Origin of the sequence: Egicoccus halophilus (assembly GCF_004300825.1) — a bacterium.
GTDB classification, from domain to species: domain Bacteria; phylum Actinomycetota; class Nitriliruptoria; order Nitriliruptorales; family Nitriliruptoraceae; genus Egicoccus; species Egicoccus halophilus.
Genome location: NZ_CP036250.1, coordinates 1,592,807 through 1,607,569, shown reverse-complemented (window position 1 = coordinate 1,607,569; position 14,763 = coordinate 1,592,807). Strand labels below are relative to the sequence as shown.

13 protein-coding genes are annotated in these 14,763 nt (G+C 72.7%); 5 read left to right on the top strand and 8 right to left on the bottom strand.

All coding sequences use genetic code 11. The features are described 5' to 3' along the window. Positions 1-145: 145 nt before the first annotated feature. From ELR47_RS07170 to ELR47_RS07145, 6 genes are all read right to left on the bottom strand, one after another. Positions 146-1,282 (bottom strand): sigma-70 family RNA polymerase sigma factor, encoded by a 1,137-nt coding sequence (locus ELR47_RS07170; RefSeq protein WP_130649272.1) that lies wholly within the window; start codon positions 1,280-1,282, stop codon positions 146-148. A 233-nt stretch (positions 1,283-1,515) separates the two neighbouring features. Next, on the bottom strand, positions 1,516-2,868 hold the full coding sequence (locus ELR47_RS07165) for an acyltransferase family protein (RefSeq protein WP_165403908.1): 1,353 nt from the start codon (positions 2,866-2,868) through the stop codon (positions 1,516-1,518). Positions 2,869-3,084: 216 nt separating this feature from the next. Next, the gene (locus tag ELR47_RS07160; RefSeq protein WP_130649270.1) at positions 3,085-4,434 is read right to left on the bottom strand and encodes a YibE/F family protein; all 1,350 of its coding nucleotides are present in this window, start codon (positions 4,432-4,434) and stop codon (positions 3,085-3,087) included. A 192-nt stretch (positions 4,435-4,626) separates the two neighbouring features. Further along, complete coding sequence (locus ELR47_RS07155) at positions 4,627-5,784, bottom strand: sigma-70 family RNA polymerase sigma factor (protein WP_130649269.1); 1,158 nt, start codon at positions 5,782-5,784, stop codon at positions 4,627-4,629. Positions 5,785-6,171: 387 nt separating this feature from the next. Next, positions 6,172-6,549 carry a VOC family protein gene (locus ELR47_RS07150; protein WP_370469431.1) on the bottom strand — a complete coding sequence of 126 codons (378 nt, stop codon included), beginning with the start codon at positions 6,547-6,549 and terminating at the stop codon, positions 6,172-6,174. Positions 6,550-6,644: 95 nt separating this feature from the next. Then, positions 6,645-6,950: an MGMT family protein gene (locus ELR47_RS07145; RefSeq protein ID WP_130649268.1), complete on the bottom strand. Its 306-nt coding sequence runs from the start codon at positions 6,948-6,950 to the stop codon at positions 6,645-6,647. A gap of 66 nt (positions 6,951-7,016) precedes the next feature. Between ELR47_RS07145 and ELR47_RS07140 the strand changes: the two genes are divergently transcribed. Continuing rightward, positions 7,017-7,301 (top strand): Lrp/AsnC family transcriptional regulator, encoded by a 285-nt coding sequence (locus ELR47_RS07140; protein ID WP_130649267.1) that lies wholly within the window; start codon positions 7,017-7,019, stop codon positions 7,299-7,301. Here the strand turns inward: ELR47_RS07140 and ELR47_RS07135 are convergent. Further along, a complete protein-coding gene (locus ELR47_RS07135) occupies positions 7,251-9,509 on the bottom strand; it encodes an HD family phosphohydrolase (protein WP_165403907.1) in 2,259 nt (752 codons plus the stop codon). The genes ELR47_RS07140 and ELR47_RS07135 overlap by 51 nt on opposite strands. A gap of 229 nt (positions 9,510-9,738) precedes the next feature. On the opposite strand from ELR47_RS07135, the gene coaA reads away from it, so the two are divergent. Further along, positions 9,739-10,686 carry a type I pantothenate kinase gene (gene coaA / locus ELR47_RS07130; RefSeq protein ID WP_130649265.1) on the top strand — a complete coding sequence of 316 codons (948 nt, stop codon included), beginning with the start codon at positions 9,739-9,741 and terminating at the stop codon, positions 10,684-10,686. A gap of 377 nt (positions 10,687-11,063) precedes the next feature. Here the strand turns inward: coaA and ELR47_RS07125 are convergent, their stop codons facing one another. Beyond that, entirely contained in the window at positions 11,064-12,023 is a 960-nt protein-coding gene (locus ELR47_RS07125; protein ID WP_130649264.1) for an alpha/beta fold hydrolase, read from the bottom strand. Between the two features lie 107 nt (positions 12,024-12,130). On the opposite strand from ELR47_RS07125, the gene ELR47_RS07120 reads away from it, so the two are divergent. Genes ELR47_RS07120 through ELR47_RS07110 form a run of 3 tightly spaced genes read left to right on the top strand, consistent with a single transcriptional unit; the run spans position 12,131 to position 14,726 of the window. Beyond that, positions 12,131-13,063, top strand: a complete 933-nt coding sequence (locus ELR47_RS07120; RefSeq protein ID WP_130649263.1) for a DMT family transporter — start codon at positions 12,131-12,133, stop codon at positions 13,061-13,063. 47 nt (positions 13,064-13,110) lie between these two features. Beyond that, a complete protein-coding gene (locus ELR47_RS07115; RefSeq protein WP_130649262.1) occupies positions 13,111-13,653 on the top strand; it encodes a hypothetical protein in 543 nt (180 codons plus the stop codon). Next, positions 13,650-14,726 (top strand): ferrochelatase, encoded by a 1,077-nt coding sequence (locus ELR47_RS07110; RefSeq protein WP_130649261.1) that lies wholly within the window; start codon positions 13,650-13,652, stop codon positions 14,724-14,726. Before ELR47_RS07115 ends, ELR47_RS07110 begins: the two co-directional genes overlap by 4 nt. Positions 14,727-14,763: the final 37 nt, after the last annotated feature.

The window sequence follows — 14,763 nt, the reverse complement described above, 5'->3', positions numbered from 1 at the left end:
TGGCCCCCGAGCGTCAGCTCGGGGCATCGACGTCGGCGGCGGCGCGGAGCGGAGCGAGCACGCCCGCCGCCCCCGAGCGTCAGCTCGGGGCATCGACGTCGGCGGCGGCGCGGAGCGGAGCGAGCACGCCCGCCGCCCCCGAGCGTCAGCTCGGGGCATCGACGGAGTCGAGCAGACCGCGCAGCTGGAACCCACGCGACGGGTGACGGAGCTTGGTCAGCGTCTTCTTCTCGATCTGCCTTATACGTTCGCGGGTCAGCCCGAACTGGGCCCCGATGTCCTCGAGCGTGTGTTCCTCGCCGTCCATCAGCCCGTAGCGCAGCATCAACACGGTCCGCTCGCGGTCGGTCAGCGCCGACAGCGCCCGCTCCACTTCGCGCTTGGCGAGGACCGCGGTGGCCGACGACTCCGGGTCGACCGCGTCCTCGTCAGCGACGAGCTCACCCATGGTGGCGTCGCCGTCCTCACCGATCGGCTTGTCGAGCGAGGCGACGTCCTGGGCAGCGAGCTTGACCTCACGCAGACGCTCGACCGGCAGTCCGAGCTCCGCAGCGATCTCGTGCTCGGTGGGCTCCCGTCCGAGCTGCTGCAACAACGCGAACTCGGCGTAGCGGACCTTGCCCATCAGCTCGTGGACGTGGACCGGCAGCCGGACCGTGCGGCCGGTGTTCGCCAGACCGCGCTGCAGTGCCTGGCGGATCCACCACGTCGCGTACGTGGAGAACTTGTAGCCCTTGGTGTGGTCGAACTTCTCGACCCCTCGGATGAGCCCGAGGTTGCCCTCCTGTATCAACGACAGCAGGTCCACACCGCGTCCGCGGAACTTGCGCGCGACCGACACGACCAGGCGCAGGTTCGCCCGGATCATGTGGTCCTTGGCGCGCTCGCCGCCGCGGGTGACCATCCGCAGCTGTGCCTTGCGGCGCGGCGTCAGCTTCTGTCCCGACCCGAGCAGCGCGGCCGCGGCCAGACCGGCCTGGTAGCGCTTGGCGAGGTCGACCTCCTGCTCCGGGGTGAGCAGATCGGTGCGACCGATCTCGTTGAGGTACTGGCGCACCGAGTCCGAGGAGGCCGACAGCGGCGTCGCCTCGGGACGGTCGGCGTCCTCCACCAGGTCGTCGAGGACCTGCATGTTGAGGTCGCGCGCCCGCTGGGCGGTGTCCTCGACCCAGTTGTCGGGCATCGTCAACGGGTCGAACAGGTCGTTGAGTTCCGACAGCAGCACGTAGCCACGGGAGGCGCCGCGCTCGAACAACTCGGAGGTGGGAGTGACGTCGCTCAAGAGGTTGTTCCGTCTCGTGCTGGCTCGCTGGCGGACCCGGACGGCGTGGCCTCGACGCGCCGCGACAGGTCGCGGCCCGGCAGAGTACGGGCGATCTCCCGACCCGTCTCCGGTTGCGCTTCCCGGGGCCGCGGACGGTACCCCCCTTTCGGCCAGTCGGCTCGCGCCCCCGCCGCTGCGACGGGGTCGCCGGTGCCGGGGCCCGTCTGGCGCACGCGCGGAACCCGACCGGTTCAGTCGACGCGTCGGGATGCCGATCGCGTCGCCCCCCACAGCAGCAGGCAGGCGACGACGAGGAGCGCCAGACCGGTGACCGGTAGCTGCCCGGGCGCGTCCGGTACCACGAACCCCCGGCCGGCGAAGGTGGCCAGGGCAGCGCACGCGGCGAGCGTGGACGCGACGACCGGCACCGGGGCCAGTCGACGCGTCCGCAGCCGTTGCACGCCCGCGACGGTGCGCCGTTCCACGGGCAGCACGGCTCGGGCCAGGACGATCGTGACGGCGGCATGGGCGACGAACCAGAGGGGTCGGGTGGCCCACCAGCCGGCGGAGGCGACCGGCATGCGCAGCAGTTCGCGACCGGGCGGCACCGCCAGCGCCACGCCGAGCACGGCGACCATGGCCGTCAGGTGCCACAGGTAGACGGTCATCGACACCATGCCGAGCCGAGCCGTCGCCCGTTGCACCCGGGGACGCCCGAGCCAGGTCGACAGGCGTCGGTGGGCCAGCATCAGCACGCCGAGGTGGCCGACCGAGAGCACGACGATCGCCAGACTCGGCGGCGTGTTGTTGCTGCGGACCTCGCCGGGCACCCCCACCATGGACAGCGGGTACAGGTCGAGACCCCGGGTGATCAGGTACAGCCCGCCGATCCCGACGCCGGCCAGCAGCGTCCAGACACGCCGGCCGGCGGCCCGGAGTCGACCGTCCTGCCAGAAGAACCCGAGCTGGTGGACGCTGCCCCACACGAGCGGGAACTGCAGCCAGCCGACGACCGGCACCCCGAGGCCCCGGCCGAGGACCTCGACGACCAGGGCGGCGGCGAGCAGCGCCGCGAGCGCGCGGACGCCGGACCGGTCGTGCCAGGCGAGCAGCGCCGGCGTGGCGGCGACGAGCAGCACGTAGACGGCGAGGAACCACACCGGCACCGCGACGACCTGCGTGGCCTCGTGCAGGGTCTCCGGGGCGAGCCGTGCCTGACGGACGGCGAGGGCGGCGACCGGCACCCAGAAGGCGACCAGCGGCAGCGTCGGCACGACCAGTCGTAGCCACCGTCCGGCGAGCCAGGCGCCGTACCCGCCGCCAGCGACGCGGTGGGAGCGCCAACTGGTGGCGTTGGCGAACGCACCCGCCAGCATGAACAACCCGATGACCTGCGCCCCCCAGGTCAACCACTGCGTCCACGGGGCCGCGGCGAGCAGGTGCTCGACGGCGATGCCACCGTCGGGGTGGAGCTGCACCCCGGCCAGCAGCCAGTGGCCGAGCGCGACCACCAGCAGGCTTGCCGCTCGGACGAGATCGACCACCCGGTCACGTCCGTCGGCGACGGCCACCGCCGTCTCGGATGTCGCCAGTTCCGTCGCCACGGTCGTCGCTCCCGGTCGTGCGACGCACCAGTGCGTCGTCGACGTGAGCATCCGCCCACCGACGGCCCTCGAACGTGGGGGCTGGCCCCTGGATCTGCCGGGGGTACCCCCACGACCGGAACGCGATCGACCGGGTCAGCGCTCGACGGCGGCCGGTGGCACGTCCCACCCGTACGCGCCCGGGTCCAGGGCCCGCCGACCGTCCGACGGCGTGGGTCAGCGGGACTCGTCCGGCCCGCCGGCACCGGAACCCTCGCCGGCACCGGGCCCTTCGCGCAGGTAACGCATCCAGGCGTCGTCGACCCGCTCCTCCTCCGTGCGCCGGTCGGCACGCGAGGGGTGGGGCCCGGCATCGTCGGCCGCGGTCACCACGGTCGCGCCCTGCGGGTCGTGGCGACGACCGTGGCCGTGGTCATGCCCGTGAGCGAGGGAGGGGGCATCGGGAGGACGACGCACGGCGACGGTCGCCGCCAGTGCCGTCGTCAACGGCACGGCAGCGATCAACCCCAGGGAACCGACCACCGTCTTGACGATCTCGACGGCGAGGATCTCGGAGTTGACGAGTTCGAGCACCGGGACCGGCCCGGTCGAGAACAGCACGAGCAGGGTCAGCGACGCTCCGGCGTAGGCCAGGAACAGCGTGTTGACCACGGAGGCGATGTGGTCGCGCCCGACCTTCATGGCGCGGGCGAACAGTGTCCGCCACGGCAGGGTGCGGTCGGTGTCGTGCAGCGCGAACACGGTCGACGCCTGGCTGACCGTGACGTCGTCGAGGACGCCGAGCGCCGCGATGATCAGACCGGCGAGCACCAGGCCGCGCAGGTCGATGCCCTCGACGGCGAACCGGACCAGGCCAGCCTCCTCGGAGGCGAAACCGGTGATGCGCGCGTGCTCGATGAACGCCACGCCGAGCAGGATCGTCAGCAGCAGGGCGACGCTGGTCCCCACGATGGCCGCCGTCGTCATCGGGTTGACCCCGTGGGCCAGGTACAGCGTGACGATCATCACGGCGATCGACCCGACCAGGGCGACGAGGAACGGGCTCGCACCGGCGAGGATCGCGGGCACGACGAACTGCACCACGATGAGCAGGCTCAGCGCGAGCCCGAGCAGCGAACGCAGGCCGTGGAAGCGCCCGATGGCGAGCACCGCCAGCACGAACACCCCGATCAGCAACCCCAGCGCGGGCAACCGTTGGAAGTCGGCCACGAAGTAGTTCTGGGTCCCGTCCCCCACGTTGGCAGCCTGGAGTTCGACCCGATCACCGACGCGGAAGTCGGGATACCCCTCGGCGGCGGCCCGGATCGTCGTGGTCGTCCCGGCGTCGGGCCCCTCGAGCAGTTCCGCCTCCAGGACGACCTCGTCCCCGAAGCCGCCGGCGACGGGGTCGTCCTCCCCGGCGATGACCTCGACCTCGCGCAGCACGGCCGTGTAGCGGTCGTCGAGCGGGGGCTCGTCGGACAGCTCGCGCGGCGCCGGCCACAGCGCGACCATGCCGACGATCGTGGCCACGAGCAGGACACCGACGACGCCGAGCAACCAGCGGTGGGTGCGGTCCTGGAGCATGTCGGGTCCGGTTCCGGGACGAGGACGAGGGACGGGCCGGATGCTACGACGGCCCTGGCGCGGTCGCCGTGGTCGGGGTCGGAGCGCACCTCGACCGGCCGCGGCGACCGGGCGCGGAACACGACGACGCCCGCCGGTGGGGAGACCGGCGGGCGTGGGGAGGTCGCGACGGCGCTGCCGTCGGGGCGGACCTCAGGCGGCCCGGTCGAGCACGTCGAGCAGTCCGGAGAGGTTGTGGGCGCGCGACGGGTGGCGAAGCTTGGCCAGGGCGCGGTTCTGCATCTGGCGGATCCGCTCGCGGGTCAGGCTGAAGTGCGCACCGATCTCCTCGAGGGTCTGGGGCTCTTCGCCGTGGAGACCGAACCGGAGCACCAGGATGATCCGCTCGCGCTCGTCGAGTGCGCCGAGCGCGGCCTCGATCTGCGCGAAGGCGTCCCCCTCGAGCGCGGTCTCGGCCGGGTCGACCACGCCGGCGTCGGGGATCAGGTCGCCCATCGTGGCGTCGCCGTCCTCACCGATCGGCCGGTCGAGGCTGACCAGTTCCTGCATCGCCTCGCGGACCTCACGGACCCGCTGGGCGGTCAGGCCGACCTCCTCGGCGATCTCGTCCTCGGTCGGGTCGGCACCCTTCTGCTGGCGCAGACGCAGTTCGGCGGAGCGGAGCTTGCCGTACAGCTCCCAGACGTGCGCGGGGACACGGATCGTGCGGCCCTTGGAGGCCACGCCGCGCTGCAGGGCCTGACGGATCCACCAGACGGCGTAGGTCGAGAACTTGTAGCCCTTGGTGTGGTCGAACTTCTCGACCGCGCGCAGCAGGCCGAGGTTGCCCTCCTGGATCAGCTCGATGAAGTCGAGGTCGCGTCCAGAGAACTTGCGGGCCTGCGGGACCACGAGCCGCAGGTTGGCCTGCACCATGCGTTCCTTGGCGCGCTCGCCGTCGCGGCTGACCTGGCGCATGCGGGCCTTCTGCGTCCGCGTCAGCTTGCGGCCGGAGCTCAGGATCTCGTCGGCGGCCATGCCAGCCTGGTAGCGCTTGGCCAGGTCCGCCTCGTCCTCCTTGGTGAGCAGGGCGTGGCGGCCGGCGTCGTTGAGGTACTGCCGCACCAGGTCGGTGGTCATGGCCCCGGTGTACTCCGCGACCTCCTCGGGCGCGTCGTCGGCGACGTCGTCGACGACCTGGGTGCCCTGGGTACGGATCTCGGCGACCACGTCATCGAGCCACGTGTCGCCGTGGAGTTCCGGCGCGTGCAGGTCCTGGAGTTCGGAGAGCAGTACGTAGCCACGCTCGGACGAGCGTTCGAGAAGTTCCTCGACGGCCACTTCTGCGGTGGGGAGTTCGGTCGGGTTCACCGTGGTCCTCCTCGACGGATCGGAGGGCGAGAGCGCGTCCGGGAGCGGGACGCGTGCGCGGGTGGGGGGCGGGCCGAGGGCGCGTTTCGGCCGGGTGACCCACCTGCGGCGAGGTGTGGGTTCCACCCTCGCACGTCTGGTTCGGAGCCGCGGAGGTCGCGGTGCCGACGCTGGGACGGGGGATGCGAGGAGGGGCGGGGCGATGGTGTCCCTCCGGCCGCGTCACGTGGCCGGAACACCGTCAGGTGGTACAACGCCACTATCGGTCGTTTCCGTCCACCGCCAGTCAGGGTGCGCAACGAGCGCACGAAACGACCCAGTCCGGTCGCTTTCCGCCCGAAGCTGCGCGACTAGTGCACACGCCCCTCGGGCGGATGCCGTCCCCGGTCAGTCAGCCGACACGAGCTCCACCTTCAGGCCGTCCGGGTCCTCGCAGAACAACGCGTAGTGCTCGGGCCCACCGGCCAGCGGGTGACGGTCCTCGTACAGCACCCGGCACCCACGCGCACGCACCGCGTCGGTGAGGCGGTCCACGTCCGCCCGGTCGCGCACACGGAAGGCGAGGTGGTTCAACCCGACGCCCCGCCGGTCGGCACCTCGTTCCGGCCGCGGCGCCTGGACGAACACCAGGTAGGCCGTGCCCAAGCGGAACGAGATCCCCTCGTCCCACTCCTGGTAGACCTCGTAGCCGAGCTCGGGCAGCAGCCACCCCCAGAACGCGACGCTGCGCTCGAGGTCGGCGACGTACAACTCGAGGTGATGCAGCATCCCCGGGAACGGCTGGACGGCGAGCGTCGACGGCGTCGGATCGGAGGTGGGCACGAGGGCGGTCCTGTGCGGCGACGTTGTCGCCGGGGACGCTATCGCTCCCGGGCCACCCGGCGCGTGCGCAGACCGGCGACGTGGTCCCCGACCACCACGACACCCTCGGCCGTGAGACGACGGGCGTGCTCCACCTCCAGGCCGGGCACCAGTCGACCGGCGGAGGTCACCACCCGCCACCACGGCAGGGGGCGCGACGTCGTGCGCAGCACCCGTCCGACCGCCCGCGCCGCGCCCGGTCGACCCGCCTCCGCGGCGACCTCGCCGTAGGTGGCCACCGTGCCCACCGGCAGACGCGCGACGACCGTCTCGATCGCCTCCCCGAAGCTCGTGCCTGCTGCCATGCCCGGACGCTACCGCGCGCCGCGACAACAGCTAGCGTGCCGGCGCACCCGTCGCCAGGAGTCCGTGTGATCACCGCCTTCGTGCTGCTCGACGTCCAGACCGACCAGGTGCCCGAGGTGGCCGAAGCGCTGTGCGACGTCGAGGGCGTGGTGGAGGTCTACTCCGTCACCGGCCGCTACGACCTGATCTGCAAGGTCAAGGTGGCCCGCAACGAGGACCTCGCCGACGTCGTGACCGGCCGGGTCGGCAAGATCCCGGGCGTGGCCGGCTCGGAGACGGTCATCGCCTTCCGCAGCTACTCACCGCGTGTGCTCGACGCGGGATTCGCGCTCGGGCAGGACCCCGTCTGATCCCGCCGCGGGCGGGGCGCCGTCCCCGTTCGCGCCGGGTGCGTCCCCGTCGGACGCCTCCGTGTCCCCGACCGGACCGGCGCCGTCCGACGACACGGAGGTGGCCGGCTGCGGCTTGCCCGGGTAGGCGATCCGGGGGTGATAGATGCCGACCAACGACTCCACGATGGTGTCACGAGCGGTCATCAGCTCGCGGAACGTCAGGTCGCACTCCTCGAACTGCCCGTCGTCGACCCGCTCCTGCAGCAGCCGGTCGACGGTCGACTCGATGTCGTCGCGCGGCAGGGTGCCGCGCGACATCGCCATGGCCCGGGTCGCCGCCTCGCAGCAGTCGGCCAGCAGCAGCACGGCCGCCTCCTTGCTGCGCGGCTTGTGCCCCTTGTAACGGAAGTGCTCCTCGTCGACCGCGTCGTGGTCCCCACCGGCGGCCTCGACCGCCCGGTCGAAGAAGTAGCTCACCAGCATCGTGCCGTGGTGCGAGCCGATGCAGGCCACGACCTCCGGCGGCAGCCGGTACTCGGTCGCCATCTCCACACCGTCGACGACGTGGTTCTGGATGATGACCGCCGACACCTCCGGTTCGAGGTCGTCGTGCGGGTTGGCGATGCCCTGCTGGTTCTCGATGAAGAAGTGCGGCTGCCGGACCTTGCCGATGTCGTGGTAGAGCGCCGCGACACTGCCCAGCAGCGGCTGGGCCCCGATCGCCCGGCAGGCGCGCTCGCACAGCGAGGCCACCATCACCGAGTGGTTGTACGAGCCGAGCGCCTTCGCCTCGAGCTCGCGCAACAACGGATGGTTGCGGTCGGCGAGGTCCAGCAGCGCGGTGACCGTCGGCAGCCGGAACAGGTTCTCCAGGAACGGCATCGCGCCCTGGACCGCGATCGCCGTCACGAGGCCGTTGAGCGCGCCGGCGAGCACCGCCGTGACCAGCTCGTCGCGCGGCCCGAACACGAGCACCAGCACCGCCGCGAGCACCGGGTAGCTCAGGCCGGCCCGCAACGTCGCCGAACGCAGGTCCGACCGCGAGCTGATCCGGGTCGTCAACGGGACGCTGACCAGGACGGCCGCCGCGGCGAACAACGCGACCGGCGCCGCCGAGGGCTCCACGAGCAGCACGAGCACGGCGGCCGGCAGCATGGTCGAGATGCCGACCACCGGATGGATCAACAGCGCGGCGAGCATCGCCAGCGCCCCGGCCGGCACCACGTAGGCCCAACCGTTCGAGGTCGCACCCGTCACCGCGGTCGCCCCCACGACGAGCCCGGCGTAGGCGGTGACCAGCAGCCCCAGCAGCAGCAGCTTCTTGCCGGTCACCCACACGCGCGGCTGCATCCGGTGCAGGTAGACCCCGCCGATGACCGCCACCATGGCCATCGCGGCCAACGCCCGCAGCAACGCGCGGGCCGGCGAGGAGCCGCTCAGGCCGAGGCTCTCGATCGCCCGCGCCTGCATGGGCCCGACGATCTCGCCCTCGCGCACGATCGCCTGCCCCGGCCGCCAGGTCGAGGCGAGCTCCTCGGTCTCCTCCGCGGCCCGCTCGCGACGCGCCGTGGTCGCATCCGGGTCCACCACCACGGTCGGACGCATCACGGTCCGGAGCACCGGATCCACGATCGTCTCCGCCGTGTCCCCCGGCAACGACTGCACGGCCAGCTCCACCGGCAACTGGTCGGCCAGCAGTTGCTGGACCTCGTCCTCGGGCACCGGCTGGCGCGCGAAGCCCTGCGCGATGGCGACCGTCACCTGTTCCACGGTCGCCAGCTGGGTCAGCGGCACCGACAGCAGCGCGTCGAGGACCTCGGGTTCGAGGCCGAGCTGCTCCTGTTCGAGCGCCTCGAGCTGCTGGGCCCGACTCGGCGTCATCGGCGGGACGTCACCACCGGCGTCGGGTGGCTCCCGGACCCCGCGCACCGCCGCGAAGATCTGGCGCGTCTCGCTGACGATCTCGGCCTGCGCCCCCGGGTTGAACACCTCGACCGGATCCACCGACTGCGCCGCCGTCTGGCGTGCCTGTTCGGTGGCCTCCTCGTCGACCTCACGGATCGCCTCGTCGGCGAACACCGTCCGTGGCGCCGGCTCACCCTCGCGGATCGGTTGTTCGTCGGCGACGGCGCCGATCGCCACCACCAACGGCACCACGACCACGACGAGCAGCACCGCGGCGATGCGGTGCCACACCAGGGAGCGGACCGCCCCGTTCGTGCTCACTCGTCCTCGAGTCCTCGACGTCCCGAGCGGCGCCGTGACACGCCCGACGGCGTGCTGACGGATCCGCACCGCCTCCAGTGTCGCGCATCGGGAGCCGTCCTGCTCGGCCGCGACTCGATACCGGTGGACCGGGCCCACTACGCTGGCCGGTCGTCGTCCGTGAGCAAGGCCTGCCGTGTCCGAGTCCCCGCTGCCCGCGCGGTCCCGCCGTGGCACCGGTCCACGCGCCATGGACGACGGCGCGGACGGCGACCCCTCCCCCTGGGTCGCACTCGCCCGCGAGGACTGGGCGGCACTGCGCTCCGCGACCCCGTTGACGCTGTCCGAGGCGGACCTCGCCCAGCTGCGCGGCATCAACACCCGCGTGTCGCTCGACGAGGTCGCCGACGTCTACCTCCCGCTGTCCCGGCTGCTCAACCTCTACGTCGCCGCGACCCAGGACCTGCACCGGGCCACCGACACGTTCCTCGGATCACTGGCGGCCAAGGTCCCGTTCGTGATCGGGATCGCCGGGTCGGTGGCGGTCGGCAAGTCGACCACCTCCCGCATCCTGCAGGCGTTGCTCTCCCGCTGGCCGGACCACCCCGAGGTCGCGCTGGTCACCACGGACGGGTTCCTGTGGCCCAACGCCGAACTCGAACGCCGGGGACTGATGGAGCGCAAAGGTTTCCCCGAGTCCTACGACGTGGCCAGCCTGGTCCGCTTCGTCGCGCGGGTGAAGGCCGGGGAGCCCGAGGTCGCGGCACCCGTCTACAGCCACCTCACCTACGACATCGTCCCCGACGAGCGGGTCCTGGTGCGTCAGCCGGACATCCTCATCCTCGAAGGCCTCAACGTCCTGCAGACCGGCACCGCCGCCGACGAGCGGCGGGTGTTCGTGTCCGACTTCTTCGACTTCTCGATCTACGTCGACGCCGCCGAGCAGGACGTCGAGCGCTGGTACGTCGAGCGCTTCCGCACCCTGCGTGGCACCGCCTTCCGCGACCCGCGTTCGTACTTCCGGCGCTACGCCGGCCTCACCGACGACCAGGCCGACGCCACCGCGCGCGACATCTGGGCCCGGATCAACGGGGTCAACCTGCGCGACAACGTGCTGCCGACCCGGTCGCGAGCCGACCTCGTGCTGCAGAAGGCCGCCGACCACGCCGTGCACACCGTCCACCTGCGCAAGCTCTGATCTGTTGCCGCCGGTTCCTGACGGGGCTGGTGGGGACTCCGGACGACGGTGGTGGCGAACGGTCACCGGCGGCGGCGCGCGTCGGGCGGTGGCCCGCAGGCGGACCTCCGAGCGCGCCGGTTCCTGACGGGGCTGGTGGGGACTCCGGACGACGGTGGTGGCGAACGGTCACCGGCGGCGGCGCGCGTCGGGCGGTGGCCCGCAGGCGGACCTCCGAGCGCGCCGGTTCCTGACGGGGCTGGTGGGGACTCCGGACGACGGTGGTGGCGAACGGTCACCGGCGGCGGCGCGCGTCGGGCGGTGGCCCGCAGGCGGACCTCCGAGCGCGCCGGCTCCTGAGGGGGCTGGTGGGGCGGAGGTGTCCGGCGCCTCGGCGGTCAGCCGCCGGTGGTGAGCACGCTGGGGGGCGGGGCACCGACCGGGTGCCAGGTCGCGAGCACCGCCCGCAGGGCCGTCACCGTGGCCAGCGGTTGGTCGAGCAGCAGGTGGTGGTGCGCCTCGGGCACCTTCACGAACGGCACCCCGGCGGCAGCGGCCGGTGAACCGGCCACCAGCTCGCGCATGTGCGCGATGACCTCGTCGTCCACGATCGCCGAGCGTGCCCCGTTGACGATCGCCAGCCGGCACGCCGCCCGGGTGAGGTCCTCGGCGTAGTCGCTCGGCCGGCTCGGACCGGTCCGCTCCACGAACACGCGTGGGTCGAACTTCCAGCGCCATCTCCCGTCGTCGAAGCGTCGCAGACTGTGCCGAGCCACCTCGCGCAGCAACCACGGCTCGGCCTCGGGCTGCGGAGGCACGAGGTGGAAGTGCTCCATGCCGGTGGCCAGGTCCGGGTACGCCTTGGGCTGGCGGAACATGCTGCGGCCGCGCCGACCGGCCTCCTCGGTCTCCGGGTCGGGCCGACGGATCGGGGCGTCGAGGACGATCGCGCCGTCGAGCGCGGCACCGTGCCGCGCCGCCGCGACGACCGTCACGAAGCCGCCCATCGAGTGGCCGACGACGACCGGTCGCCGTGGGCCGACGCGCTCGTGCTCGGCGACCGCCACCACCTCCTGTGCCCACCACTCCGCCCGGTACCGCTCCCGGTGGGCGCTGTCGCCGTGCCCGGACAGGTCGACCGCGACGACCCGGTGTTCCTCGGCGAGCAGGGGCGCGAGGGAACTCCACCAGTGGGCGTGCGCGGCGCCGCCGTGCACGAGTACGAGCACGGGGTCCCCGGGCCGCCCCCAGGCCAGGTAGGCGATGTCCACCCGGTCCACCGTCAGCACGTGCGACTCCGGCGTCGCCGCCAGCGAAGCCGCGAACCAGGCCGGCGCGACGGTCGGGTCCGCGGTCATGCAACTCCTCGACGCTCGACGACGCCACGAGCCTATGCGGACCCGGGTGGTCCTCCGAGTGCGGTAGCGTCGGCCGGTCCGCGTCGCCGAGTCCCAGGCCCTGCCCGTTGCATGCTCCCGCCCGCGGTAGCGCCACCTTCACCCCTGCGGACACCGCCCTGCTGCTCACCCTGGGCAGCATGTGGGGTCTGTCGTTCCTGTTCATCGAGCTCGGCCTGCGCGGTCTGGGTCCGGTGTCGATCGTCGCCGGACGCACGTTCATCGGTGCGACCGTGCTGCTCGTCGCCGTCGCGTTCCGCCGGCAGCGCACGCCGCGGTCGTGGCGGTGGTGGGGGCACGTGGCCGTGCTCGGGGTGCTCTCCAACGCGGTCCCATGGACGGCGGTCGCCGCGGCCCAACGCGCCATCCCCTCCGGCCTGGCCGCGCTGCTGATGGCGCTGGTACCGAGCAGCACCTTCCTCGTGGCCGCGTCGCTGCGCATGGAGCGGGTCACCGCCGCGCGGATCGCCGGGCTCGCGATGGCCCTCGCCGGTGTCGGCATCATCGTGGCGCCGGACCTCGGCGACCGTGGCCGGGTCCTCGCCGTGGTCACCGTCGTGGCGGCGACGGTGCTCTACGCGGGCGGCGCGGTGTACGCCAAGCGCTACGTCTCCGGGACCGCCGCCCCCCTGATGATCGCCACGGGCCAGGTCCTGACCGCCTTCCTGGCCGCCCTGCCGATGGCGCTGGTGATCGAGGGCGTCCCCACCCGTGCGGCGTTGCGGGCGGACGTCCTGGGCGCCGTGGCCGCCCTCGGCGTGTTCGGAACGGGCCTGGCCTACCTCGTCTTCTACCTGCTGATCGCGCGGGTCGGCGCGACCAACACCACGCTGACCACCTACCTGATCCCGCTGGTGGCGGTGGTCGCCGGCGCGCTGTTCCTCGGCGAGCGGCTCGGCGCACCGGCGCTGGCCGGCGGCGTCGCCATCGTCCTCGGGATCTGGCTGGCCCAGCGGCGCGCACCCGGCCCCGTGGAACAGCTCGAGCGGCTCAAGACCTAGCATCGTCGTCCCGCCAGTCCGCCAGTCCGCCAGTCCGCGAGGTGCCCGTGCCCGTCGACGTGCTCTCCCCGCTCCGCAGGACCTGGACCATCACGGCCGTCGGCGTCGTCCTGCTCGCCGCCGTCGTGTACGTCACCGCGGCGCCGGAATCGACGCTCCCGCCGGCGCTGCCGGTGCTGCTGGTCGGGCTGACGGGGATCGCGGCCGTCGGCGGGGTCGTCGGCGCCGAGCGCTCGCTGCTGGCGCAGCGGCCGGAACCCGGCGCGGCGGCGGCCCTGCTGCGCATGCAGGCCTGGCTCCAGTTCGCCGTCCTGCTGTTCCCGCTGCTGCTCTCGGTCGCCGCGGCGTACGTGCTCGGACCCGCCTGGGTGGTGGCCCCTGGCGCGGTGGCCGCACTCGCCGGCCTGGCCGTGAGCCGTCCGACAGCCGACCGGGTCGGCCGCATCGAAGGCGCCTGGGGCGTCGAGCCCGGCACCATCGCGGACGGCCGGCCCGCGACCGGCAGCGCCGTCGGCGACGACCCCGCCGCCGACGACGTCCAGACCGACGCCCACCACGTTCGCCGCGACGACAGGGACTCGAACCGATGACGACGACCGACTACGACGCGATCCTGCTGGTGTCCTTCGGAGGCCCCGAGCAGGAGGCCGACGTGATCCCGTTCATGGAACGGGTCACCGCCGGTCGCGGCATCCCCCGCGAACGGCTCGAGGAGGTCAGCCAGCACTACTTCCAGTTCGGCGGCCGCTCCCCCATCAACGACCAGAACCGGGCCCTGAAGGCGGCGCTGGAGACGTTGATCGCCACCGAGGGCCCGGACCTGCCGGTCTACTGGGGCAACCGGAACTGGCATCCGCTGCTCGCCGACACCCTGCGCGAGATGCGTGACGACGGCGTGCGCCGGGCGTTGTGCTTCGTCACGAGCGCCTACTCGTCGTACTCGGGCTGCCGGCAGTACCGCGAGAACCTCGCCGCCGCGCGTGCCGAGGTCGGCGACGGCGCCCCCGAACTGGACAAGATCCGCGTCTACTACAACCACCCGGGATTCGTCGAGCCGCAGGTCTCGATCATCCGGGACGCCCTGGGGCAGCTGCCCGAGGACGTCCGCGACGACGCCGCGTTGGTGTTCACCACGCACTCCATCCCCACCACCATGTCGCGCCACAGCGACTACGAGGTGCAGCACTACGAGACCTGTCGGCTGGTCGCGGAGGCGTTCCCGGGCCGTCCGTGGCAGCTGGTCTACAACTCGCGCTCGGGTCCCGCGTTCGTGCCATGGCTCGAACCCGACGTCAACGACCACCTCGAGCAGCTCGCCGGACAGGGCACGCGGGCGGTCGTGGTCGTACCCATCGGGTTCATCTCGGACCACATGGAGGTCATCTACGACCTCGACGTCGAGGCCGCAGCCACCGCCGGGCGGCTGGGGCTGGCGTTCGCGCGCGCCGCGACCGTGGGCACCGACGACCGGTTCGTGCGCGGCATCCGCGACCTGGTCCTGGAACGGGTCGCCGGAGGGCCGGTGGCGGCGCTGGGCACCCGCGGACCGAACTGGGACGTGTGCCCGGTCGACTGCTGCTTCACGCCCGGCCAGGAGGCCAGGCCGACGGTCGCCCAGGCCGCATCCCGACCGCGTCCCGGCGCCGACCGCCCGGGGGCCTGACTCCCGCCGCGGCACGAACGGCGCCGCCGAGCACGAG

What these genes read in the sequence shown, in the direction of transcription:
- ELR47_RS07160 (WP_130649270.1), bottom strand. Translation starts at nt 4,434, where the DNA reads ATGCTCCAGGACCGCACCCACCGCTGGTTGCTCGGCGTCGTCGGTGTC.
- ELR47_RS07145 (WP_130649268.1), bottom strand. Translation starts at nt 6,950, where the DNA reads ATGGCAGCAGGCACGAGCTTCGGGGAGGCGATCGAGACGGTCGTCGCG.
- coaA (WP_130649265.1), top strand. Translation starts at nt 9,739, where the DNA reads ATGGACGACGGCGCGGACGGCGACCCCTCCCCCTGGGTCGCACTCGCC.
- ELR47_RS07125 (WP_130649264.1), bottom strand. Translation starts at nt 12,023, where the DNA reads ATGACCGCGGACCCGACCGTCGCGCCGGCCTGGTTCGCGGCTTCGCTG.
- ELR47_RS07110 (WP_130649261.1), top strand. Translation starts at nt 13,650, where the DNA reads ATGACGACGACCGACTACGACGCGATCCTGCTGGTGTCCTTCGGAGGC.